The organism is Mycobacterium sp. NGS11 (assembly GCF_059813315.1).
Window position 1 is genome coordinate 13,673 of sequence record NZ_JCALEJ010000017.1, and the last position, 21,435, is coordinate 35,107.

The 21,435-nt window shown below is 67.7% G+C and carries 24 protein-coding genes; 10 read left to right on the forward strand and 14 right to left on the reverse strand.

What is annotated here, in order from left to right; genetic code table 11:
* The first annotated feature begins 2 nt into the window (after nucleotides 1-2).
* Genes hsaD through hsaB form a run of 3 tightly spaced genes read left to right on the forward strand, consistent with a single transcriptional unit; the run spans nucleotide 3 to nucleotide 2,354 of the window.
* A complete protein-coding gene (gene hsaD / locus AC5Y4T_RS18155; RefSeq protein ID WP_499947449.1) occupies nucleotides 3-878 on the forward strand; it encodes a 4,5:9,10-diseco-3-hydroxy-5,9,17-trioxoandrosta-1(10),2-diene-4-oate hydrolase in 876 nt (291 codons plus the stop codon).
* Nucleotides 875-1,777, forward strand: coding sequence for an iron-dependent extradiol dioxygenase HsaC (hsaC, locus tag AC5Y4T_RS18160; RefSeq protein WP_499916980.1), 903 nt, complete (start codon nucleotides 875-877; stop codon nucleotides 1,775-1,777). Before hsaD ends, hsaC begins: the two co-directional genes overlap by 4 nt.
* Before the next feature lie 10 nt (nucleotides 1,778-1,787).
* A complete protein-coding gene (gene hsaB, locus AC5Y4T_RS18165) occupies nucleotides 1,788-2,354 on the forward strand; it encodes a 3-hydroxy-9,10-secoandrosta-1,3,5(10)-triene-9,17-dione monooxygenase reductase subunit (protein ID WP_499916978.1) in 567 nt (188 codons plus the stop codon).
* Nucleotides 2,355-2,360: 6 nt separating this feature from the next.
* Here hsaB and AC5Y4T_RS18170 read toward each other — a convergent pair whose 3' ends face one another.
* On the reverse strand, nucleotides 2,361-2,858 hold the full coding sequence (locus AC5Y4T_RS18170; protein ID WP_499954680.1) for a hypothetical protein: 498 nt from the start codon (nucleotides 2,856-2,858) through the stop codon (nucleotides 2,361-2,363).
* Between the two features lie 130 nt (nucleotides 2,859-2,988).
* Here AC5Y4T_RS18170 and AC5Y4T_RS18175 point away from each other — a divergent pair, with 130 nt between their 5' ends.
* A complete protein-coding gene (locus AC5Y4T_RS18175) occupies nucleotides 2,989-3,819 on the forward strand; it encodes an arylamine N-acetyltransferase family protein (RefSeq protein WP_499954682.1) in 831 nt (276 codons plus the stop codon).
* Nucleotides 3,820-3,837: 18 nt separating this feature from the next.
* On the opposite strand, the gene AC5Y4T_RS18180 is transcribed toward AC5Y4T_RS18175, so the two are convergent.
* Genes AC5Y4T_RS18180 through fadD3 form a run of 5 tightly spaced genes read right to left on the reverse strand, consistent with a single transcriptional unit; the run spans nucleotide 3,838 to nucleotide 9,584 of the window.
* Complete coding sequence (locus AC5Y4T_RS18180) at nucleotides 3,838-5,004, reverse strand: pyridoxal phosphate-dependent aminotransferase (protein ID WP_499954684.1); 1,167 nt, start codon at nucleotides 5,002-5,004, stop codon at nucleotides 3,838-3,840.
* The gene (ipdE2, locus tag AC5Y4T_RS18185; RefSeq protein ID WP_499916970.1) at nucleotides 5,001-5,957 is read right to left on the reverse strand and encodes an acyl-CoA dehydrogenase IpdE2; all 957 of its coding nucleotides are present in this window, start codon (nucleotides 5,955-5,957) and stop codon (nucleotides 5,001-5,003) included. Before ipdE2 ends, AC5Y4T_RS18180 begins: the two co-directional genes overlap by 4 nt.
* Nucleotides 5,954-6,898, reverse strand: coding sequence for an acyl-CoA dehydrogenase family protein (locus tag AC5Y4T_RS18190; protein WP_499916968.1), 945 nt, complete (start codon nucleotides 6,896-6,898; stop codon nucleotides 5,954-5,956). Before AC5Y4T_RS18190 ends, ipdE2 begins: the two co-directional genes overlap by 4 nt.
* Nucleotides 6,895-8,040 carry an acyl-CoA dehydrogenase family protein gene (locus AC5Y4T_RS18195; protein ID WP_499954686.1) on the reverse strand — a complete coding sequence of 382 codons (1,146 nt, stop codon included), beginning with the start codon at nucleotides 8,038-8,040 and terminating at the stop codon, nucleotides 6,895-6,897. Before AC5Y4T_RS18195 ends, AC5Y4T_RS18190 begins: the two co-directional genes overlap by 4 nt.
* A complete protein-coding gene (gene fadD3 / locus AC5Y4T_RS18200; protein ID WP_499916964.1) occupies nucleotides 8,040-9,584 on the reverse strand; it encodes a 3-((3aS,4S,7aS)-7a-methyl-1,5-dioxo-octahydro-1H-inden-4-yl)propanoate--CoA ligase FadD3 in 1,545 nt (514 codons plus the stop codon). Before fadD3 ends, AC5Y4T_RS18195 begins: the two co-directional genes overlap by 1 nt.
* An 81-nt stretch (nucleotides 9,585-9,665) precedes the next feature.
* Here fadD3 and ipdE1 point away from each other — a divergent pair, with 81 nt between their 5' ends.
* The 5 genes from ipdE1 (at nucleotide 9,666) to fadA6 (ending at nucleotide 14,711) form a co-directional block, all read left to right on the forward strand.
* The gene (ipdE1, locus tag AC5Y4T_RS18205) at nucleotides 9,666-10,814 is read left to right on the forward strand and encodes an acyl-CoA dehydrogenase IpdE1 (protein WP_499916962.1); all 1,149 of its coding nucleotides are present in this window, start codon (nucleotides 9,666-9,668) and stop codon (nucleotides 10,812-10,814) included.
* A complete protein-coding gene (gene ipdF, locus AC5Y4T_RS18210; RefSeq protein WP_499916960.1) occupies nucleotides 10,811-11,599 on the forward strand; it encodes a (5R,7aS)-5-hydroxy-7a-methyl-1-oxo-2,3,5,6,7,7a-hexahydro-1H-indene-carboxyl-CoA reductase in 789 nt (262 codons plus the stop codon). Before ipdE1 ends, ipdF begins: the two co-directional genes overlap by 4 nt.
* 82 nt (nucleotides 11,600-11,681) lie before the next feature.
* The gene (locus AC5Y4T_RS18215) at nucleotides 11,682-12,854 is read left to right on the forward strand and encodes a hypothetical protein (RefSeq protein WP_499916958.1); all 1,173 of its coding nucleotides are present in this window, start codon (nucleotides 11,682-11,684) and stop codon (nucleotides 12,852-12,854) included.
* A gap of 74 nt (nucleotides 12,855-12,928) precedes the next feature.
* Complete coding sequence (kstR2, locus tag AC5Y4T_RS18220) at nucleotides 12,929-13,549, forward strand: TetR family transcriptional regulator KstR2 (RefSeq protein ID WP_499916956.1); 621 nt, start codon at nucleotides 12,929-12,931, stop codon at nucleotides 13,547-13,549.
* 1 nt (nucleotide 13,550) lies between these two features.
* Nucleotides 13,551-14,711 carry a steroid 3-ketoacyl-CoA thiolase FadA6 gene (fadA6, locus tag AC5Y4T_RS18225; RefSeq protein ID WP_499916954.1) on the forward strand — a complete coding sequence of 387 codons (1,161 nt, stop codon included), beginning with the start codon at nucleotides 13,551-13,553 and terminating at the stop codon, nucleotides 14,709-14,711.
* A 21-nt stretch (nucleotides 14,712-14,732) separates the two neighbouring features.
* Here fadA6 and AC5Y4T_RS18230 read toward each other — a convergent pair whose 3' ends face one another.
* The 8 genes from AC5Y4T_RS18230 to echA20 form a co-directional block, all read right to left on the reverse strand.
* Nucleotides 14,733-15,164 carry a VOC family protein gene (locus tag AC5Y4T_RS18230; protein WP_499916952.1) on the reverse strand — a complete coding sequence of 144 codons (432 nt, stop codon included), beginning with the start codon at nucleotides 15,162-15,164 and terminating at the stop codon, nucleotides 14,733-14,735.
* 33 nt (nucleotides 15,165-15,197) lie between these two features.
* Complete coding sequence (locus tag AC5Y4T_RS18235; protein WP_499916950.1) at nucleotides 15,198-15,638, reverse strand: helix-turn-helix domain-containing protein; 441 nt, start codon at nucleotides 15,636-15,638, stop codon at nucleotides 15,198-15,200.
* Between the two features lie 22 nt (nucleotides 15,639-15,660).
* Nucleotides 15,661-16,401, reverse strand: coding sequence for a hypothetical protein (locus AC5Y4T_RS18240; RefSeq protein ID WP_499916948.1), 741 nt, complete (start codon nucleotides 16,399-16,401; stop codon nucleotides 15,661-15,663).
* Nucleotides 16,398-17,045 carry a SatD family protein gene (locus AC5Y4T_RS18245; protein ID WP_499916946.1) on the reverse strand — a complete coding sequence of 216 codons (648 nt, stop codon included), beginning with the start codon at nucleotides 17,043-17,045 and terminating at the stop codon, nucleotides 16,398-16,400. Before AC5Y4T_RS18245 ends, AC5Y4T_RS18240 begins: the two co-directional genes overlap by 4 nt.
* Before the next feature lie 67 nt (nucleotides 17,046-17,112).
* Entirely contained in the window at nucleotides 17,113-18,186 is a 1,074-nt protein-coding gene (gene ipdC / locus AC5Y4T_RS18250) for a (3aS,4S,5R,7aS)-5-hydroxy-7a-methyl-1-oxo-octahydro-1H-indene-4-carboxyl-CoA dehydrogenase (RefSeq protein WP_499916944.1), read from the reverse strand.
* Nucleotides 18,186-18,938, reverse strand: a complete 753-nt coding sequence (ipdB, locus tag AC5Y4T_RS18255) for a cholesterol ring-cleaving hydrolase subunit IpdB (RefSeq protein ID WP_499916942.1) — start codon at nucleotides 18,936-18,938, stop codon at nucleotides 18,186-18,188. The genes ipdC and ipdB overlap by 1 nt, the downstream gene beginning before the upstream one ends.
* A complete protein-coding gene (gene ipdA, locus AC5Y4T_RS18260; protein ID WP_499916941.1) occupies nucleotides 18,935-19,819 on the reverse strand; it encodes a cholesterol ring-cleaving hydrolase subunit IpdA in 885 nt (294 codons plus the stop codon). Before ipdA ends, ipdB begins: the two co-directional genes overlap by 4 nt.
* Nucleotides 19,816-20,574, reverse strand: a complete 759-nt coding sequence (gene echA20 / locus AC5Y4T_RS18265; protein ID WP_499916939.1) for a (7aS)-7a-methyl-1,5-dioxo-2,3,5,6,7,7a-hexahydro-1H-indene-carboxyl-CoA hydrolase — start codon at nucleotides 20,572-20,574, stop codon at nucleotides 19,816-19,818. The genes ipdA and echA20 overlap by 4 nt, the downstream gene beginning before the upstream one ends.
* A gap of 96 nt (nucleotides 20,575-20,670) precedes the next feature.
* On the opposite strand from echA20, the gene AC5Y4T_RS18270 reads away from it, so the two are divergent.
* Entirely contained in the window at nucleotides 20,671-21,426 is a 756-nt protein-coding gene (locus tag AC5Y4T_RS18270; RefSeq protein WP_499917628.1) for an SDR family oxidoreductase, read from the forward strand.
* The last annotated feature ends 9 nt before the right edge of the window (nucleotides 21,427-21,435 follow it).

Here is a 21,435-nt window from a genome sequence, read left to right on the forward strand (position 1 = left end):
CCATGACTGCGACCGAGGAATTGACCTTCGAGTCCACCTCGCGCTTCGCGGAGGTGGACGTGGATGGGCCGCTGAAGCTGCACTACCACGAGGCCGGTGTCGGCAACGAGCAGACGGTGGTGCTGCTGCACGGCGGCGGCCCGGGCGCGGCGAGTTGGACGAACTTCTCCCGCAACATCCCGGTGCTGGCGCAGCAGTTTCACGTGCTGGCCGTCGACCAGCCCGGCTACGGCCACTCCGACAAGCGCGCCGAGCACGGACAGTTCAACCACTACGCGGCGCGCGCGCTCAAGGGCCTCTTCGACCAGCTCGGCCTGGGACGCGTTCCGCTGGTGGGGAATTCGCTGGGCGGTGGCACCGCGGTCCGCTTCGCGCTGGACTACCCGGACCGGGCGGGCAAGCTGGTGCTGATGGGCCCGGGCGGGGTGAGCGTGAACCTGTTCGCGCCCGACCCGACCGAGGGCGTCAAACGGCTGGGCAAGTTCTCCGCCGAGCCCACCCGCGAAAACCTCGAGGCGTTCCTGCGGGTCATGGTCTACGACCAGAAGCTGATCACCCCGGAATTGGTCGAGCAGCGTTTCGAGTTGGCCAGCACACCCGAATCGCTGACGGCGACGCGCGCGATGGGGATGTCGTTCGCCGGAGCGGATTTCGAGCTCGGCATGATGTGGCGCGAGGTGCATCGGCTGCGCCAGCCGGTGCTGCTGATCTGGGGCCGCGAGGATCGGGTCAACCCGCTGGATGGTGCACTGGTCGCACTGAAAACCATCCCGCGCGCACAGCTTCACGTTTTCGGGCAATGTGGGCACTGGGCGCAGGTGGAGAAGTTCGACGAGTTCAACAAGCTCACCATCGATTTCCTGGGAGGTGCGCGATGAGCATCCGCTCGCTGGGCTATCTGCGTATCGAGGCCACCGACATGGCGGCCTGGCGCGAGTACGGCTTGAAGGTCCTCGGCATGGTCGAGGGCAAGGGCGCGACCGAAGGAACACTGTATCTGCGGATGGACGATTTCCCGGCCCGGTTGGTGATCGTGCCCGGCGAACAGGACCGGCTCATCGAGGCGGGCTGGGAGTGCGCGAATGCGGCTGGCCTGCAAGAGATCCGGAACCGGCTGGACGTCGAGGGCACCCCCTACAAGGAGGCCACCGCCGCCGAACTGGCCGATCGCCGGGTCGACGAGATGATCCGGTTCTCCGACCCGTCCGGCAATTGCCTGGAGGTCTTCCACGGCGCCGCTTTGGAACACCGCCGCGTGGTCAGCCCGTACGGCCACAAGTTCGTCACCGCCGAGCAGGGCCTGGGGCACGTGGTGCTGACCACCCGCGACGACGAAGAGACGCTGCACTTCTACCGGGATGTGCTGGACTTCAAGCTGCGCGACTCGATGCGGCTGCCGCCCCAAGTGGTCGGCCGGCCCGCCGACGGCCCGCCGGCCTGGCTGCGGTTCCTGGGCTGCAACCCTCGCCATCACAGCCTGGCCTTCATGCCCGGACAGACCCCCAGCGGCATCGTGCACCTGATGGTCGAGGTCGAAGAGGCCGACGACGTCGGGCTGTGCCTGGACCGGGCGCTGCGTAAGAAGGTGCCGATGTCGGCGACGCTGGGCCGGCACGTCAACGACCTGATGCTGTCCTTCTACATGAAGACACCCAGCGGATTCGATGTCGAATTCGGCTGCGAGGGAAGGCAAGTCGAGGACACCGATTGGATCGCCCGGGAGAGCACCGCAATCAGCCTGTGGGGCCACGACTTCAGCGTCGGCTTCAAGGGTTAAATTCGGGGTTATGACTGCCGCGCCGATCGACCCGCGCACGTTCCGCAGCGTGCTCGGTCAGTTCTGCACCGGGATCACCATCATCACCACCGTGCACGACGACGTCCCGGTCGGCTTCGCCTGCCAGTCCTTCGCCGCGCTCTCGCTGGATCCGCCGCTGGTGCTGTTCTGCCCCACCAAGGTGTCGCGGTCGTGGAAGGCCATCGAGGCGAGCGGCCGATTCTGCGTCAACATGCTGACCGAGCAGCAGAAGCACGTCTCGGCCCGCTTCGGCTCCAAGGAGCCGGACAAGTTCGCCGGGATCGACTGGCACCCTTCCGAACTCGGTTCCCCGATCATCGACAATTCGCTGGCCTACATCGATTGCACGGTTGCCTCCGCGCACGACGGCGGCGATCACTTCGTTGTTTTCGGTGCGGTTCAATCGCTTTCGGAGGCGCCCAAGATCAAACCGCGGCCGCTGCTGTTCTACCGCGGCGAATACACCGGCATCGAGCCGGACAAGACGACGCCGGCGCAATGGCGCGACGACCTGGAGGCGTTCCTGACCACCACCACCCAGGACACCTGGTTGTAGCAGTCCTCAGGTAGGCCCGCCGCGATGGCTTCCGGCGTCACGCTCGGTGCCCGAGAGGTTCACCGTGGGAGAGTTGTCCGGGATCGGCTGCTCCTGGCTCCACGCGGCGTCGCGGTCGGCTTCGCCCTTGTCGGCAGCGGAGTCTTTTTCGGCCTTCACTTTGGGATCCAGGCTGTCGGCCCGCTGCCACTGCTCGTTCAGCTGTTCGCGCGAGGACGCCACTTCGCTCTGATGCGCTGACGCCCGGTCCTGCAGCCGCGCGGCTTCGGCCGCCTTGGCCTCGGCTTCGGCCTGCGCGGCGCGCGCTTTCGCGGCGGTTTCCGCGGCCAGTGCCTCGCGGCGCTCGACCTTGGCGGTCTCCACTCGGGCCTGTTCGCGAATCCCCTCGGCCTGCCGCTCGCGGCGGCGCATGCTCGCTCTGCGGGCAAGCATGACGAGAACGATGATGATGAAGACGGCCACGACTGCGGCGACGACGATCCAGACGGTGTTGCTGGTGTTCATGATGGACTCCGTTGTCAGTGTTGGGAAGCGCTGAGTTCCCCGTTGACGGGTTGCCGTATTCGACATGGATGAAACAACCGATGCCGGCGCCCGCTGCCGCGGCCGGGGGGCCGCGCGCCAGAATGGTGGCATGACGCTGGATCTTGGCGCGTACTTCGACCGCATCAACTACGGCGGTCCCGCCGAGCCGACCCTCGAGGTGCTGCAGGACCTGATGACCGCGCACACCGGCTCGATCCCGTTCGAAAATCTCGACCCGCTGCTGGGCGTCCCGGTCGACGACCTGAGCCCGGAAGCGTTGACCGACAAGCTGGTCTACCGGCGCCGCGGGGGTTACTGCTACGAGCAGAACGGGCTGATGGGGTACGCGCTGACCGAAATCGGCTTCCGGGTGCGGCGGTTGGCCGGGCGGGTGGTCTGGATGCAGCCGCCCGACGCGCCGCTGGGCGCCCAGACACATACGGTGCTGGCGGTGACCTTCCCCGCCTCGGAAGGTTCCTTCCTGGTCGACGTCGGCTTCGGCGGCCAGACCCTGACCTCTCCCATCCGATTGCAGACCGGGAACGCCCAGCCGACCACGCACGAGCCGTACCGGCTGAACGACCGCGGTGACGGCCTGGTCCTGCAAGCCCTGGTCCGCGACGAGTGGCGACCCCTGTACACATTCGGCACCCAGACGGTGCCGCAGATCGATCTGGCGGTGGGCAGCTGGTACGTGTCCACGCACCCGTCGTCGATCTTCGTGACCGGCTTGACGGTCGCGCTGACCACCGAGGACGCCCGCTACAACCTGGCCGGTAGGAACCTGACCATCCACCGCGCCGACGGCAGCGAGAAGATCCGCCTCGACGACGCCGCCGCGGTTGTCGACGCGATCGTTGGGCGGTTCGGCATCGACGTGGCGGGTGTCGGCGATCAGGGTGCGCTCGAGGCGCGCATCGCGCAGGTGCTCGACGCTTAGGCGCCTGTCCGGCTGTCGCTAGCGGGCCGAAAGCCAGGGGCCGAGCCGTCGCAGCGCTTCGTCGATGTCGTTCGTCGGCCCCGCAAATGACAGTCGCACGAACGAATCGCCCCGCTCGGTGTCGAAGTCGATGCCCGGCGCGATCGCAACGCCGGTGTCTTCCAACAGCTTCGAACAAAACGCGAGCGAGTCGTCGGTGAATTCCGAGACGTCGGCGTACACGTAGAAGGCGCCGTCGGTCGGGGCCAAACGCTCGATGCCGATGCCGCGTAGCCCGTCGAGCACCCGCGAACGATTGGCCGCATAGTGATGCAGGTGACCGTCGGCCTCGGCGGTCGCCTCCGGGGTGAAGGCCGCGACCGCGGCGACTTGCGACAGCACGGGCGGACAGATGGTGAAGTTCCCGGTGAGGCGATCCACCGCGCGGCGCAGCTCGGACGGCACCAGCAGCCAGCCCAGCCGCCAGCCCGTCATCGCGTAGTACTTCGAAAAGCTGTTGACCACAACGGCATTTCGCGACGTCTGCCACGCGCAGCTGGTCTGCGGTGACCCGTCGTAGACCAGACCGTGGTAGACCTCGTCGCTGATCAGCCGCGCCCCCGTCGCATCACACCACGACGCGATCGCGGCCAGCTCCGTCGGCTCGATGACCGTGCCAGTCGGGTTGGCCGGGCTTGCGACGATCACGCCCTGCACCGGGGGGTCGAGTTCGGCGAGCATCCGCGCGGTGGGCTGGAAGCGCGTCTGCGGTCCGCAGGGGATTTCCACCACCTCACATCCCAACGCCGACAGGATGTTTCGGTAGCAGGGGTAGCCAGGGCTGGCCAGGGCCACCCGGTCACCGACGTCGAAGCAGGCCAAAAAGGTGAGCAGGAAGCCACCCGAGGAGCCCGTCGTGATCACCACCGCGTCGGGTTCCACGTCGAGCCCGTGCTGGCGCTGATAGTCGGCGGCGATCGCGGCTCGCAGGTCCTGAATGCCCAGTGCCACCGAGTAACCGAGTTCGTTGGACTGCACGGCGGCGGCCGCGGCCGCTCGCACCGGTCCGGGCGCGCCCACGCTGGGCTGGCCGGCCGACAGGTTGACCAAGTCGCCGTGGCTGCGCTGGCGTTGCGCGGCAGCCAGCCAGACATCCATCACGTAGAACGGTGGGATGCCGGCTCGTAGCGAGACGCGGTCGGTCACGGCGCCGTGAGTACCTCGGATTCCAGTCGCTTCAGTAGTTCTTGGCACGATTCCAGCAGATGCGCGCTGCCGTGGGCACGTTTGAAGTACAGGTGCATGTCGTGTTCCCAGGTGATCGCGATGCCGCCGTGCAGCTGGATGCCCTCGGCGGCCACGGTGTTCAGTGCCTCGGTGGCGGCTAGCCGGGCGGCGGCGGCGTTGGTGGGCGTGGGGTGGTCGCACGCATCGGCGACGACGGCCTTCGCGGCGGCGACGGTGACATACAGATCGGCCATCCGGTGCTTGAGGGCCTGAAAGCTGCCGATTGGTCGGCCGAATTGCACGCGGTCCTTGGCATATTCGACGGTCAGTTCCAGGCAGCGTTCGGCGGCGCCGATCTGCTCGGCGGCCAGCAGGATGGCCGCTTGGTCCGCCAGGCCCGGGTCCGTGCCGATCGGCACGGTCTCCTCGGCTTTCACCCGCGCCAGGCGCCGGGTCGGGTCCATGGTGGTGACGGGCTCGGCGCCGAATCGGGTCCACCGGCTGAGCCGCCCGTCCTCGACGGCGACCACGACGTCGGCGACATCGCCGTTGATCACGTAATCGGCATCGAGCACCAGCGCGCCGATCGAGCCGCCCTCGGCAAGGCTTTCCAGCGTCGCGGTGTCCGGCTCGGCCGCGCTCAGCAGCGCCAGCTCGGCCAGCGTGGTCCCCAGCAGCGGGGAAGGCACCAGCGCGCGGCCCAGTTCCTGCAAAACTGCTGCGGCGTCGGCCAATTCGCCGCCCGCGCCGCCCAACTCCTCGGGCACCACCAGGGCGGCGGCGCCGACCTGCTCGCACAGCAGTCGCCACAGCGATTCGTCGTAGCCACGGTCGGACTCCATGGCCGCGCGCACGGCGGCCGGGCCGGCGTGCTTGGCCACCAGGGCGGCGACCGTCTCGGCCAGCATCTGCCGTTCTTCAGTTGTGGTCATAGCGCCTCCAGCACTCGCCGCCGATGTTCCACCGGCGTACCCCAGGCGGACCGCAACGCCTGCACGCGCAGCAGCAACAGCGACAGGTCGTGTTCCTGGGTGAAACCGATTGCGCCGTGGGTCTGCAAGGCCGACCGAGCCGCCAGCAGCCCCGCCTCAGATGCGGCCGCCTTGGCGGCGCTGACGTCGCGCGGATCCATGGTCAGCGCCGCGCCGTAGACCAGCGGACGGGCCAGTTCGATGGCGATGTGCACGTCGGCGAGCTTGTGCTTGATCGCCTGGTACGAGCCGATCACCCGGCCGAACTGGGTGCGTTGCTTGGCGTAGTCGACCGCGCCGTCGCGCAGCGCCTCGGCCGCGCCGATCAGCTGGGCCGCGGTGGCCAGCGCGCCGAATTCGTAGGCGCGCTTGATGTCTGCTTGCCACGCCGCACCGGTCGCGGTCACATCGGAGAGCTTACGGCTGGGGTCGACGGATTCGTGGACGGCGCCCGGTGTCGCCTCGGTGACGCCGTCCTCGCCGGCCAGCAGCAGCAGGCCGGCCACGTCGGCGTCGACGGCACGCGGTGCCTGCGGCGGCATGGCGACCGTGGCGATCAGCTCCCCGGATGCCAATCCCGCGCAGCGCTCGGCGTGATCATCAGAGCCGAGCAAAACCGGTGCCACGGCGATGGATTCGGTCACCGGGCCCGGCACGCACCAGCGCCCGAGCCGCTCGATGGCGACGACGAGGTCTACCGGATGGGCCTCGATGCCGTCGAATTTCTCCGGCACGGCCAGAGCGGTGACGCCCAGGTTGGCCAACTGCTCCCACACCTTGCGGCCCGGTGCGGTATCGCCGGCGGACCACGCCCGCACGGCGCCGGGCAAGTCCGCCGCACCGAGCGCGGCGTCGATGCTGGCCGCGAAGTCGCGCTGCTGTTCGTCTAGCGCAAATTTCACTTCTTGCCCCCGGACTTCTCGCGCGGCAGGCCCAGCAACCGCTCGGAGATGATGTTGCGCTGAATCTCGTTGGTGCCGGCGTAGATCGGGCCGCCCAGCGCGAACAGCAAACCCTCCGTCCACCGGCCGGCGAGCTCCCCGTCGGCGGCGAGTAGGTCGAGCGCGGCCTGGTGCAATTCGACGTCGAGGTCTGACCAGAACACCTTGGTCACCGACGACTCGGCGCCCAGCTCGCCGCCGAGGGCCAGCCGGGTCACCGTCTCGAAGGTCTGCAGCCGGTAGGCCTGCGCCTTGATCCAGCCGTCGGCGACCCGGTCGGCGAATGCGGCGGGCGAGCCACTGTCCTTCCACAGCCGCACCAACCGCTCGGCGGTCGCCAGGAAGCGCGCCGGGCTGCGCAGCGACATGCCGCGCTCGTTGCTCGACGTGCTCATGGCCGCCCGCCAGCCCTCGTGCGGGGTACCGATCACGTCCTCGTCGGGCACGAAGACGTCGTCGAGGAAGATCTCGCCGAAGCCGGTGTCGCCGCCCAGCTGGACGATGGGCCGCACCGTGACACCCTCGGCCTTCAGGTCGAACATGAAATACGTCAGCCCGTTGTGCCGCTCGGCGCCGGGATCGGAACGAAACAGCCCGAAACCCCGCTCGGCGAACGGGGCTCGCGAGCTCCAGATCTTCTGCCCGTTGAGCAGCCAGCCCCCGTCGGTCTGGGTGGCGGTGGACCGCAGCGACGCCAGGTCGCTGCCGGATTCGGGCTCCGACCACGCCTGAGCCCAGATCTGTTCGCCGCTGGCCATTTTCGGCAGAATCCGGTCGAGTTGCTCTTCGGTGCCGTGCGCGAAGAGGGTCGGCGCCAGCATCGAGGTGCCGTTGGCGCTGGCCCGGCCCGGCGCACCGGCCCGGAAGTACTCCTCTTCGAAGACCACCCAGTGCAGCAGCGGCGCGTCCCGGCCGCCGTACTTCTTCGGCCAGGTGATCACCGAAAGGCCGGCGTCGAACAGCACGCGGTCCCAATGTCGGTGCTGCTCAAAGCCTTCGGCGTTGTCGTATGACTTCGTCGGGACGGCATCGGCGTTGGCCGACAAGAAGTCCCGCACCTCGGCCTGGAAGGCCAGGGTGTCTTCGTCGAGTTCCAGATCCATTAGCCCTGCTCTCGCAGTTGTGGTTTGAGCACCTTGCCGCCCGCATTGCGCGGCAGCGCGTCGACGAACCGCACCGACCGCGGTGCCTTGAAGTTCGCCAAATGTTCTCGGGTGTAAGCGATCACGGATTCTTCATCGAGCTGGGCGCCGGGCCGGGTAACCAGGTACGCCCGGCCCACTTCGCCGAGGCGCTCGTCGGGAACCCCGATCACCGCGGCGTCGGCCACGCCGTCCATGCGGGCCAGCACCTGCTCGACCTCGGCGGGGTAGACGTTGAATCCACCGCAGATGTACATGTCCTTGAGCCGGTCGGTGATGCGCAGGTTGCCGGCCGCGTCGACGGCGCCGATGTCGCCGGTGTGCAGCCAGCCGTCGGCGTCGATGGCGGCCGCGGTGGCCTCCGGGTCCCCGAGGTAGCCCAGCATCACGTTCGGCCCGCGCAGCAACACCTCTCCCGAATCCTCGGGCGGGTCGGCGTCGATGCGCAGTTCGAAGTCGGCGAAGGGGCGCCCGCAGGTGGTTGCCACGGTGATCGCGTCGTCGTCGGCGCGGCACATGGTTCCCATGCCGTTGGCCTCGGTCAGCCCGTAGGCGGTCAGCACGATGTCGATGTCGAGTTCGGATTGCATGCGCTCGACCAGCACGACCGGCACGGTAGCGGCGCCGGTCACCGCGAACCGCAGTGAGGTCAGGTCGTAGTCGTTGCGTGCCGGGTGGTCCAGCAGCGTCTGGTAGATGGTGGGCGGCCCGGGCAGCACGGTGATGCGGTGCCGCTCGATCGCTTGCAGCGCGCGCAGCGGGTCGAAGGTCAGGTGGGGGATCAACGTCGCGCCGGTCTGCAGACAGGCCAGGATGCCGGCCTTGTAGCCGAAGTTGTGAAAGAACGGGTTGATGCACAGGTAGCGGTCGTCACTGGTGATCTTGCCGTTGGCCGCCCAGGATGCGGAGGCCGACAGCGACTGCCGATGCGCGCACAGCACGCCTTTGCTGCGGCCGGTGGTGCCGGACGTGAAGAGGATGTCGCTGACGTCATCGGGCGCGACGGCGGACGCGCGAGCGGCGACGGCGTCGAGGTCGCTGCCCCGGGCGACGAACTCGTCCCAGGTCCCGGTCCCGGTCTCGTCGGCCTCAACCGGTATCCGCACGATGTGGCGCAGCGCCGGGAGCGCCGCACGGTCCAGGTCGGCAACGCGATCGTGGCCCAGGAATCGGCCCATGCCGAACAACACGGGCGCGCCGGTGCGGGCCAGGACGTCGCCGGCCTCGGCGGCGGTGTAGCGGGTGTTCAGCGGCACCATCGCCGCGCCGGCGTGGTGTATTGCCAGGCAGGCCACCACCCAATGCCAGGTGTTCGGCGACCAGATGGCCACCCGGTCGCCCGCTTGGACGCCGAGATCGATGAGGGCGGCGGCGGCTCGGTGCACCTCGTCGCGCAGCGCGGCGGCGGTGAAAGACCGTTCGTCGGTGATCAGCGCGTCGTGGTCGGGCAGCTGGTCCGCGAAACGATCCAGCGCCGCGGGCACCGTGCGCGGATCGTCGGTCATCGAATGCTCCTAGAGAGTTCCGCGCGCGAGGCGCAGTCACCGAGCTACAAAGCAAGTGCTTGGTAGGTTAGCCTACAGGTCATGCAGGACGTCGAGGAGTTCCGGGCGGAGGTCCGGCAGTGGCTCGCCGACAATCTGGTCGGCGAATTCGCAGCTCTCAAGGGTCTCGGCGGACCCGGACGCGAGCACGAGGCGTTCGAAGAGCGCTGCGCATGGAATCAGCATCTGGCCAAGGCCGGGCTGACCTGCCTGGGCTGGCCGGTCGAGCACGGTGGTCGGGGCCTGTCCACCGCGCACCGGGTGGCCTTCTACGAGGAGTACGCCAAGGCCGACGCCCCGGACAAGGTCAATCACTTCGGCGAGGAGCTGCTGGGCCCCACGCTGATCGCCTTTGGGACGCCCGAGCAGCAGCAGCGCTTCCTGCCGAAGATCCTCGACGTGACCGAGCTGTGGTGCCAGGGCTATTCGGAGCCCGGCGCCGGCAGCGACCTGGCCAACGTGGCGACCACCGCCGAACTCGACGGCGACGAGTGGGTGATCAACGGCCAAAAGGTGTGGACGTCGCTGGCGCACCTGTCGCAGTGGTGCTTCGTGGTCGCGCGCACCGAGAAGGGCTCCAAGCGGCACGCCGGCCTGTCCTACCTGCTGGTGCCGCTGGATCAACCGGGCGTGGAGGTCCGTCCGATCGTCCAGATCACCGGCACGGCGGAATTCAACGAGGTGTTCTTCGACGACGCCCGCACCGAGGCTTCGCTGGTGGTCGGCGAGCCCGGCGACGGCTGGCGGGTCGCCATGGGCACGCTGACCTTCGAGCGGGGCGTGTCCACGCTCGGGCAGCAAATCCGTTACGCCCGTGAGCTTTCCAACCTGGCCGAGCTCGCCCAGCGCACCGGGGCGGCCGACGACCCGTTCATCCGCGAGCGGCTGACCAGGGCGTGGACCGGGCTGCGGGCCATGCGCAGCTACGCGTTGGCCACGATGGACGTCGAGCAGCCCGGTCAGGATAACGTGTCGAAGTTGTTGTGGGCCAACTGGCATCGGGATCTGGGCGAGCTGGCCATGGACGTCATCGGCAAGCCCGGACTGACGCTGGCCGACGGCGAGTTCGACGAATGGCAGCGGCTGTTCCTGTTCACCCGTGCCGACACCATCTACGGCGGATCCAACGAGATCCAGCGCAACATCATCGCCGAGCGGGTGCTCGGCCTACCCCAAGAGGTCAAAGGATGAGTCTGTCCGAAGCTCCGAAAGAGATTGCCGGACACGGACTTCTGCAGGGCAAGGTGGTGGTCGTGACGGCGGCCGCGGGCACCGGCATCGGCGCGTCGACGGCACGACGGGCGCTGGCCGAGGGCGCCGACGTGGTGATCTCGGACCACCACGAACGCCGGCTGGGGGAGACCGCCGACGAGCTCGCCGCGCTGGGACAGGGCCGGGTCGAAAGCGTGCTGTGCGACGTGACGTCGACCGCGCAGATCGATGCGCTGTTCGCGTCGGCCACCGCGCGGATGGGACGCGTCGACGTCCTGGTGAACAACGCCGGGCTGGGCGGCCAGACCCCGGTGGTCGACATGACCGACGAGGAGTGGGACCGCGTCCTGGACGTCACCCTGACGTCGGTGTTTCGCGCCACCCGCGCGGCGCTGCGCTACTTCCGCGACGCGCCGCACGGCGGGGTCATCGTCAACAACGCCAGCGTTCTCGGCTGGCGCGCGCAGCACTCGCAGTCGCACTATGCCGCCGCCAAGGCCGGTGTGATGGCGCTGACCCGTTGCAGCGCAATCGAAGCCGCCGAATACGGCGTGCGGATCAATGCGGTGTCGCCGAGCATCGCGCGGCACAAATTCCTGGAAAAGACGTCGTCGTCGGAATTGCTCGACCGGCTGTCGGCCGGCGAGGCCTTCGGGCGTGCCGCCGAGCCGTGGGAGGTCGCGGCCACCATCGCGTTCCTCGCCAGCGACTACTCGAGCTATCTCACCGGAGAGGTCATCTCGGTTTCCAGCCAACACCCGTGAGCTGCGATATCGCTGACTGGCGCGCCGCCGCGACGTGTTTACAATTGTCGACCAACGCGGTTGATGCAGGTGGGAGGGTGCTGTGAGCGAAGGGCCGGGTCACCGACCGTGGGGTGAGAACCCGACGCCTGCAAACACACCCGGCCAGCCCCCGGGCGCCCCCTGGCAATCCGACGCCGGATGGCCAGAACAGTGGGGTCAAGGCGGCCAGGCGGCCCCGTTCGGGCAGCCCGCGTACGGGTCGTGGTCCTCGCCACCCCCGGTCACCGTCGCCAACTTCAACGGGCCGCACGGCAGCCCCGGTCAGCGCAATCGCAAGCCACTGATCATCGGACTGAGCGTGGCCGCCGTCGTCATCGTCGTCATCGTCATCACCGTGATCGCCGTCAGCAGCGGTGGCGGCTCGGGCAGCGCCGGCGATGCGGCCAAGGGCTACCTCGAAGCGCTTGCCCGCGGCGACGCGCAAGCCGCGCTGACGTACAGCACCGACCAGCCCGCGTCCAAAGACTTTCTGACCGACGACATCCTCAAACGGCAGATCGCGCGGTGGCCGATCACCGACATCAAGATCCTCGACGACAATTCCGCCCGCGGCTTCGGCTTCGGCCAGGTGCATGTCTCGGCGAAATTCGGCGAGAACACCTCGGACGTGACCATGTCGATCAAGAAGGCGGGCAGCGACTGGAAGCTCGATCACGCTGCGATCAAGGTGGACACCCTCAACGCGGGCATCGAGCAGGCCGCCGTCAAGACCGCGACGTTCTTCGACAAGCCCGTCGGCACCGCACCGGTGTACGTCTTTCCCGGTTGGGTGGACGTCGCCAGCACCAATCCGAATCTGGCCGTCACCTTGAAAAAGCCGTTCCTGCTTGACAATTTGACGGCATCGGGCGCGTACTTCAACGACCTGGAGTTCAAACTCAGCGACAGGGGGTTGTCGGCGACCAGCGCCGCGATATCGGCCGCGCTGGCCAATTGCGCGAACTCGAACCAACTGCGACCGCCCGACTGCCCCCAACACGCCTTCGACTACGACCTGGTGGACGGGACCGCGGCCTGGGGCAAGCCGGACATCGGTGGGCTCAAGATCAACCTGTTCGACCCATTCCGACTCGAGGCGACCTTCTCCGGGTCGGTCAACTTCCCGCTGACCGCCCAGACCCGGTCGGGCGGCACCAAAACGAGCGTGGTCAACGCGTTCGTATCCGGCAACGCCGACGAGTCGCAGACCCCGCCGGCCGTCTCGCTGCGCTGACGCTTGCGGCGGGACCCCGAAGTCGAAATACCACCTCAGTGGCCAAGCAAGCGCTTGGTTGATACTCTGATCGGGTGGACCGAGCGCCCGGTCAGGCCAACAGCCGTCGAGACGAGTTACTGGAGCTCGCCGCGACCATGTTCGCCGAGCGTGGCTTGCGCGCGACCACCGTCCGCGACATCGCCGACAGCGCCGGCATCTTGTCCGGCAGTCTGTATCACCACTTCTCCTCCAAAGAGGAGATGGTCGACGAGCTCTTGCGAAGTTTTCTGGACTGGTTGTTCGCGCGCTACCGCGAGATCGTGGACAGTGAGGCCAACCCTTTGGAGCGGCTCAAGGGACTGTTCATGGCGTCGTTCGAGGCGATCGAGCACCGGCACGCGCAGGTCGTCATCTACCAGGACGAGGCCCAGCGGCTGTTGTCCCAGCCCCGGTTCGCCTACATCGAGGACATGAACCGGCAACAGCGCAAGATGTGGCTCGAGTTGCTCAATCAGGGCGTCGAGCAGGGCTACTTTCGCCCCGACCTCGACGTCGACCTGATCTACCGCTTCATCCGGGACACCACCTGGGTGTCGGTGCGCTGGTATCAGCCGGGGGGGCCACTCACCGCCGAACAAGTCGGTCAGCAATACCTCGCCATCGTTCTCGGCGGAATCACTGCGGGATCAAACAAGATCGAAGAAGGAGTCTGAAATGACTGAGGCGTACGTCATCGACGCTGTGCGTACCGCGGTCGGCAAGCGCGGGGGATCGCTGGCCGGGATTCACCCGGTGGACCTGGGTGCCCTGGGCTGGCGCGGGCTGCTGGACCGGGTCGACGTCGATCCCGCCGCCGTTGACGACGTGATCGCCGGCTGTGTCGATGCCATCGGCGCGCAGGCCGGCAACATCGCCCGCCTCTCGTGGCTGGCCGCCGGCTATCCCGAAGAGGTTCCCGGCGTCACCGTCGACCGGCAGTGCGGTTCCAGCCAGCAGGCCATTTCCTTTGGCGCACAGGCGGTTCTGTCCGGCACGGCCGACCTCATCGTCGCCGGCGGCGTGCAGAACATGAGCCAGATCCCGATCTCGTCGGCCATGACGGTGGGCGAGCAGTTCGGATTCACCTCGCCCACCAACGAATCCAAGCAGTGGCTGCACCGCTACGGCGACCAGGAGATCTCGCAGTTCCGCGGTTCGGAGCTGATCGCCGAGAAGTGGAATCTGTCGCGCGAGGAGATGGAGCGCTACGCGCTGACCAGTCACGAGCGCGCGTTCGCGGCCATCCGCGGCGGCCACTTCGACAACGAGATCATCACCGTCGAAACGGAATCCGGGCCGTTCCGGGTCGATGAGGGTCCGCGCGAGTCGTCGCTGGAGAAGATGGCCGGGCTCAAGCCGTTGGTCGAGGGTGGCCGGCTGACGGCGGCAATGGCCAGTCAGATTTCCGACGGCGCCAGTGCCGTGCTGCTGGCGTCCGAGAAGGCCGTCAAGGAGCACAACCTGACCCCGCGGGCCCGCATCCATCACATCAGCGCTCGCGCCGCCGACCCGGTCTTCATGCTGACCGGGCCCATCCCGGCGACGCGCTATGCACTCGACAAGGCCGGGTTGTCGATCGATGACATCGACACCGTCGAGATCAACGAGGCTTTCGCGCCGGTGGTGTTGGCGTGGCTCAAGGAGATCAAGGCCGACCCGGAAAAGGTCAACCCCAACGGTGGCGCGATCGCGCTCGGCCACCCCCTGGGTGCCACCGGCGCCAAGCTGTTCACCACCATGCTCAACGAGCTCGAGCGCATCGGCGGCCGCTACGGTCTGCAGACGATGTGCGAAGGGGGCGGCACGGCCAACGTCACGATCATCGAGCGCCTGTAGCCGCCTGGAACGGGTGGGCGATCAGCCCCGGGTCGGATCGAACTCGAGTACTTGGGTGAGCCGAATGTTGTTGCCGGACGGGTCGCGGAAGGAAGTGTCGATGCCGTACGCCTGCCGGGTGGGAGGATCGTTGAACGTAACACCGCGAGCGGACAATTCGTCGTAGCGAGCCTGGCAATCGTCGGTTTCCAAGAACAAAGTGCCGCCCGCCCCCTTGGCCACCAGTTCGGCTAGCTGTGTGCTGGACTCGGCGTCGAGCATCGGTGGTTTCGGAACGGGCATCAGCACCAGCCCGACATCGTCTTGCCCGACGGGCCCGACGCACAGCCACCGAAAGTTCCACGCCTCCATCGTCACGTCCGCTCGGATCTCCCAGCCGAGCGTCTTGGTGTAGAACTCCAGCGCTGCGTCTTGGTCATGCACCCAGAATTGGGCGTTCGCGATCTTGAGCATCGGTTCTCCTGAGTTTGGTCTGTCGCTTTGAAGCTACGGAGGTCGCGGTTCGCAGTCTTCTCGAAACGTGCGGTTTTGCGGGCGTCCGTAAGCCAGCGCGACACAGCGTGGAATTCGCACGTGGCGTTCGGCCGGCGGGAACTTGTTCCGGTACGCCTGCGGCGTGCCGCCGAACATGCGGCGAAAGCTGGTGGTGAACGAGCCGACGCTTTCCCAGCCGACGGCGAAGCAAACTGCGGCGACCGTCCAGTCCGTGGTGCGCAGCAACGCCGCGGCTCGTTCGAGCCGTCGCGTCAGTAGGTACTGGTGCGGCGACTCGCCGAACGTTTGCTTGAAGAGGCGACTGAAGTGGGCAGGTGACAAACCCGCCGCCGCCGCCAGGTCGGCGATGGAGAGCGGCTCGTGATAACGGGCGTCGACCAGGTCTTTGGCGCGCAGAAGATGTCGGGCTGTTGGTGCAGCTGCCACCCGCATAGTGTGCCGCACCTCCAAACGCTCAGCGGGTAGCCACGACCAGACCGATGCCGCCCAGGGCGAGTAGCCAGCTCGTGAAGCTGCCGACCAGGAAGTACTCGGTCACCTCGTCGATGCCGACGGCGCCGTTGCGGTTCGTTTGGGCGTTCAATTCCGGAAACCGGATGATGCCCTTGGCCGCGACGACGGCGCTGGCCGCGGCCACCTGTCCGCCGACGCCGAGGCTCAGGATCAGCAGGCGTTCCATCGGGCCCAGCAGCCTGCCGCCCTTCAGCCGGTCCGACGGCTGCGGCTCGCCGGCCGGTCGCACCGCGCCCACCGAGCCAAGCACCAAGCGCACCAGCTGATTTGCGGTGGCGAACTGGACCAGGACCACGCCGACGAGCATCAGCAGCCGGGTCGGCGTGACGTGGCCGAGAGGCAGGTGAACCCAGGCCGACCACCGCGCCACGGCGCCATCGGCCGGTGACGACCAGCCGGACATCACCGCCAGCAACGCCAGCACGGAGCCGAAAACGGCCAATGGTGCGCCCTGCGCGGTGCCGGTGCGTTCGCTTCGCGCGCATAGCCATTCCCAGGCGATCACCGCCGCGGCCGCCAGCACGAGCAATACGATGTCACCGGCATGCCACAGGGCGCCCAGCGCCGCGCATGCCGAGACGGTGACCGGTCCGATCAACAGCGGCGGCCAGGCCGCGCTGGCCGCTCGCCGGCAGAAATCGGCGACGCCCAGTGCGATGAGCAAAACCGCGATGACGCTCACGGCAGGCTCCGAAGATATTGGCTGGCAACAACAATCAGGTCCAGGCCGTCGCGGCTGGCGCGCTGGGAAACCGCCGACGGGGTGATGCCCTCGTCCGCGGCGAGCTCCTTTTTGGTCCGGCCGGTCATCAACCCCCTCACAATCCGCAACGATCTCTCATCGAGCGATCCAAGCAGATGGTCCCGACAGATCAGGGCCGCGTTGACCGCGGCGACGTCGCCGCGCGTCTCGCCATCGGCCCGGAAGGTCGTGCGTATCAGCGCGAAGCCGGGCTGTCGCTGAGCGTGTGCGGTCTGCTGGATCGCCTCCCGCGCGGTCCACCAGCCCGGTCCGTCCTGGATTCCCGCGTCGGCGTCGAGGATGGTGACCGTGCCCCAGCCGATGCCGAACCGGACATCGACTGCGGGGCCGACGGCGAGCCGCAGCCCCAGGGCGGCATCGATCGCCGCGCCGACGGTCGGGTAGCTGCCCTGGAACTCGTCGCCGACGGTGAACGCCGGCGGGTCGATTGCGTCGCGGACGGCTTGCCGCAGGGCGCTCGCCAGGATCTGATGCAGCCCCGGGCGGTCGGCGGCGCGGCGGGAACCGACGACGTCACCGATGAGGGTCGCCCGTGGTGAAGAACTCGGCTTCATCGAGCCCATTTGAAGATTATAGCTTAATAGCGGATCAATTTAGTTATAAGCTTCATTCGGGTCGCCGACTGGCGGGTTACGCCCCGTCCACCAGCCCGGACGCCGCCTGCAGATGCTTGATCGCGTCGCGCACGATGCCCTCGATCAGCTCGGCACATGACGGCAGGTCTTCGAGAATGCCGGCCACCTGCCCGGAAGCCAGCACGCCGGCCTCGGTGTTGCCGTCCACCAGGCCGGCCTTCAACAGCATTGGCGTGTTGGCCGCCATCACCACCTGCGACCAGGTCAGCTCCTTGCCGTGGCGCATCGCCAGGCCGTCGCTGATCATCGACCGCCAGGTCATCTGCGACATGTGTTTGAACTTGGCGGCGTTGCGCACCGCGGCAGTCAGGCCCCTGATCGGCGTGCCGCTTTCCAGCTTCTCGACGAGGCCGGTGCGCAGCACCCGGTGCGGCATGCCGTCCACCCGCGTCGTGACGACGGTGCCGTCCAGCGCCGACTCCAGGTAGCGACGTTTCACCGCGTCCGGCACCGTCGAATCCGAGGTGAGCAAAAAGCGGGTGCCCATCGCGACGCCGGCGGCGCCGTAACTCAACGCGGCCGCAAGGCCGCGCCCGTCGAAGAAGCCGCCGGCCGCGATCACCGGAATACCGGTGCCCTGCACGGCATCCAGGACCGAGGGCAGCAACAAGGTCGTGGCGACGGGCCCGGTGTGGCCGCCACCCTCGCCGCCCTGCACGATCATCGCGTCGGCGCCCCAGCTCGCCACTTTGCGGGCGTGCTTGGCCGCACCGATCGACGGAATCACCACGGCGCCGGCATCTTTCAGCCGGGCGATGAGTTCCTGCTTGGGCGCCAGGGCGAAGGACGCCACCTTGACGCCTTCGCGGATCATCAGGTCGACGCGGTCGCCGGCGTCGGCGGCATCGGCGCGGATGTTCACGCCGAACGGCTTGTCGGTGGCGGCCTTGACCTTGCCGATGGCCGTCGCCAATTCGTCCAGGGTCATGGTTGCCGAGGCCAGGATGCCCAGCCCGCCGGCGTTGGCGGTGGCGGACACCAGCCGGGCGCCGGCCACCCAGCCCATCCCGGTTTGCACCACCGGGTGCTCGACACCGACCAGCTCGGTCAGCGGCGTGCGCAATTTCATCAACGGATCTCCCTGTCGCGCAGGGCCTTCGGGTCGATGACCTCGCGGATCAAGCGCAGTTCGTCCTCGGTCGGCAATCGGGTCTCCGCCGCGGTGTCCAGGCCGTGGATGTCGAACGACGTGTTTTCGGCTACCTCGTCCGCCGTGACGCCGGGATGCAACGACACCGCCCGCATCGTACGGTCCGGGCCGCCGAAGTCGAAGACGCCGAGGTTGGACACCACCCGATACGTGTTGGCGAAGCGGAAGGCCGGGTTGTCGGGATCGACGTTGTCCCAGCCGATCCCGCAGACAACGTCGACCTTCTCGCAGAACACCCGCTTGGAGTGGTTGCCCACCCAGTAGCTGGTCGCGTGGTTGATGGCGTTGCCGGGCGCGCCGCGGACACCGAACATCTGGCGTTTGGGCTGCTGCAGCGGGCCGAACGCCGAGATGTTCTGATTGCCGAAGCGGTCAACCTGATTGGCACCCATCACCACGTGGCGCCGGCCCCAGGCCAGCGTTTCGAAGACCCGGCCGAACGGCATCCAGCCCTCGACGGGTGCCGACGCGCCCAGGGCGGGGGTCTCGGCCAGCAGCTGCGCCTCGCCGTCGGTGAGCAAAATGTCCGGCGAGAAGGTCAGCCGGGCCAGTCGGGCCCCCACCGAGGCCATGTTCGTCATCGGGCTCACCATGATTTCGCCGGCGCCCCGGAACAATTCGGCGCACGCGACCGCGCAGACCTCGGGGCGGGTGATCGCATCGCGGCTCATGACGATGTCTCCTCTTTGAACGCGCGCACGGCCGCCTGGTAGTCCTCTTCGCTGCCCGACAGGTACGTCTGCACGAACTGCTGCCAACCCTCGTCCGTCGAGGCTGCTTCGGCGTAGTGCCGCTGGAATTTCTCGTCTCGGCCGTAGTCCGGTGCGGCGGTGGTGAAGTGGGCGCCGCCCGGCGCCTCCACCACGCCGTCGACCATCATGCGGTTGATTAGCAGGGCCTGCGGCGGGACCGCCTTGACCAACTCCTGGGTGGACACGATGCGCTCCACCGACAGGAAGCGCCTCTCGGCGGCCATCAAAAACAGGTCGTCGAAGTACGGGTCGATCCCGGTGTAGGCCGCATTGCCTTGCGCGTCACCGAGATTGAGGTGCGCGAATGCGGCGTCCAGGCGCAGCGCGGGCATTGCGAGCAATGTCTCGTGCCCGCCCCCCGGTGCCGGGTACGGGCTGGTCACCGTCTGCAGTTCGCCCTCCCAGAAGTCCAGCACCGAGCTGCCCAGCCCGGCCCGAATCGGCAGGAACGGCAGGCGTTGCGCCGCGGCCTGCAGCCCGCAACGCAGCATGCCTTCATCCATCTCGCGGGCCTCGATCGCGCCACCCGCGCGGGCCTTGGCGAACCAGGGATCGTAGAAGGGCGGGGAGTCGAGCGAAACGAATCCGTAGTAGACCCGCTTGACCTTTCCCGCCGAACACAGCAGGCCGAGGTCCGGCCCGCCGTAGGTGACGACGGTCAGGTCGGTGACGTCGGTGCGCAGCAGCGCGCGCACGAACGCCATCGGCTTGCGCCGCGATCCCCAGCCGCCGATACCGATCGTCATGCCGCTGCGCAATTGCGCGACGGCCTCGTCGAGAGTGGTTCTCTTGTCGCTCAAGATTTTTCACCCTTCGTCGTACCGGCGAACGCGTCGCGGTGCTCGTCGGAGACCCCGGCGAGGTTGAGCTCGAAGGTAAAGCCTTGCTCCATGCGGTAACTCGAGTTGACTCGTTGCACGTCGATGAGGTTCAGCGCCTCCTTGGCGGCCCGGATGACGCGGGTGTCTTTGGCGGCGATGTCGCGCGCGACGCGCAACGCTGCCTCGTCGAGCTCGTCGTGCGGCACCACCTCGTGCACCGAACCGAAGTGGTGCAGGGTGGCGGCGTCGACGGTGGCCGCGGTGAAGAACAGCCGCCGCATCATGTGCTGCGGAACCAGTCGCGACAGGTGCGTCGCCGCGCCGAGTGCGCCGCGTTCCACCTCGGGCAGCCCGAAGGTGGCGTCGTCGGAGGCCACGATGACGTCGGAGTTGCCGACCAGCCCGATGCCGCCGCCGACGCAGAATCCGTTCACCGCCGCGACGACGGGCACCGCGCACTCGTAGACCGCGCGGAACGCGGCGAAGCACCCGCGGTTGGCGTCGATCAGGGCGGTGAATCCCTCGGTGCGCTGCATTTCCTTGATGTCGACCCCGGCGTTGAAGCCCCTGCCCTCTGCGCGCAGGATCACCACGTGGGTGTTGGGGTCTTGGCCGGCCGCGGTGATGGTGTCGGCGAGGTCGAACCAGCCGCGCGACGGGATGGCGTTGACGGGCGGGAAGTCGACGGTGACCGCGACGATGCCCGGTTCGGTGATTGTGGATGTGATGGGCAAGGTGCCACTTCCTTGTGGGGGTAACTACCTAAGCAAGCACTTGCTTGGTACGCTAGCACAGTGACTCGCGCCGAAGCATGCCCCCCTTCTGACGCCATCAAGTTGGGGCTGGCCGGGCGGGTCGTTCTCGTCACCGGCGGTGTGCGCGGGGTGGGTTCTGGCATCAGCTCGGTTTTCGCCGAGCAGGGCGCCACCGTCGTCACCTGTGCGCGGCGGCCGGTCGAGGGATCGCCGTATGAATTCCACTCCTGCGACGTCCGCGACGACGACGCCGTCAAAGCCTTGATCGACACGATCGTGGACCGGCACGGCCGGCTAGACGTCGTCGTCAACAACGCGGGGGGATCGCCCTACGTGCTGACCGCCGAATCCAGCGCCAAGTTCAACCGCAAGATCATCGAGCTGAATCTGATTGGTGCGCTGTCGGTTTCGCAGCACGCGAACGCTCACATGCAAACCCAGCGGGGCGGGTCGATCATCAACATCTGCAGCCTGTCCGGCCGCCGCCCCTCCCCGGGCACGGGCGCCTACGGGGCGGCCAAGGCCGGCCTGGAAAGCCTCACCCAAACCCTCGCCGTGGAGTGGGGCCCGAAGGTGCGGGTCAACGCCTGTGTGGTCGGCATGGTGGAGACCGAGCAGTCCGAGCTGTTCTATGGCGACGCCGACTCCATCGCCGCTATCTCGAAGAATGTGCCGCTGGGCCGGTTAGCCAAGCCCGAGGATGTCGGCTGGGCCGCAGCGTTTTTGGCTTCGGACGCGGCCGCCTATATCAGCGGCGCTTCGTTAGAGGTGCACGGTGGCGGCGAGCCGCCGCACTATCTGTCCACGACGACCGCCAGCGCGGTCAAGTAGAGGAGACAA

Bases quoted from the DNA above. Each gene is read 5' to 3' on its own strand.
- hsaD (WP_499947449.1), top strand. From the start codon at position 3: ATGACTGCGACCGAGGAATTGACCTTCGAGTCCACCTCGCGCTTCGCG.
- hsaC (WP_499916980.1), top strand. From the start codon at position 875: ATGAGCATCCGCTCGCTGGGCTATCTGCGTATCGAGGCCACCGACATG.
- hsaB (WP_499916978.1), top strand. From the start codon at position 1,788: ATGACTGCCGCGCCGATCGACCCGCGCACGTTCCGCAGCGTGCTCGGT.
- AC5Y4T_RS18170 (WP_499954680.1), bottom strand. From the start codon at position 2,858: ATGAACACCAGCAACACCGTCTGGATCGTCGTCGCCGCAGTCGTGGCC.
- AC5Y4T_RS18175 (WP_499954682.1), top strand. From the start codon at position 2,989: ATGACGCTGGATCTTGGCGCGTACTTCGACCGCATCAACTACGGCGGT.
- ipdE2 (WP_499916970.1), bottom strand. From the start codon at position 5,957: ATGACCACAACTGAAGAACGGCAGATGCTGGCCGAGACGGTCGCCGCC.
- AC5Y4T_RS18195 (WP_499954686.1), bottom strand. From the start codon at position 8,040: ATGGATCTGGAACTCGACGAAGACACCCTGGCCTTCCAGGCCGAGGTG.
- fadD3 (WP_499916964.1), bottom strand. From the start codon at position 9,584: ATGACCGACGATCCGCGCACGGTGCCCGCGGCGCTGGATCGTTTCGCG.
- ipdE1 (WP_499916962.1), top strand. From the start codon at position 9,666: ATGCAGGACGTCGAGGAGTTCCGGGCGGAGGTCCGGCAGTGGCTCGCC.
- ipdF (WP_499916960.1), top strand. From the start codon at position 10,811: ATGAGTCTGTCCGAAGCTCCGAAAGAGATTGCCGGACACGGACTTCTG.
- fadA6 (WP_499916954.1), top strand. From the start codon at position 13,551: ATGACTGAGGCGTACGTCATCGACGCTGTGCGTACCGCGGTCGGCAAG.
- AC5Y4T_RS18230 (WP_499916952.1), bottom strand. From the start codon at position 15,164: ATGCTCAAGATCGCGAACGCCCAATTCTGGGTGCATGACCAAGACGCA.
- AC5Y4T_RS18235 (WP_499916950.1), bottom strand. From the start codon at position 15,638: ATGCGGGTGGCAGCTGCACCAACAGCCCGACATCTTCTGCGCGCCAAA.
- AC5Y4T_RS18245 (WP_499916946.1), bottom strand. From the start codon at position 17,045: ATGGGCTCGATGAAGCCGAGTTCTTCACCACGGGCGACCCTCATCGGT.
- ipdC (WP_499916944.1), bottom strand. From the start codon at position 18,186: ATGAAATTGCGCACGCCGCTGACCGAGCTGGTCGGTGTCGAGCACCCG.
- ipdB (WP_499916942.1), bottom strand. From the start codon at position 18,938: ATGAGCCGCGATGCGATCACCCGCCCCGAGGTCTGCGCGGTCGCGTGC.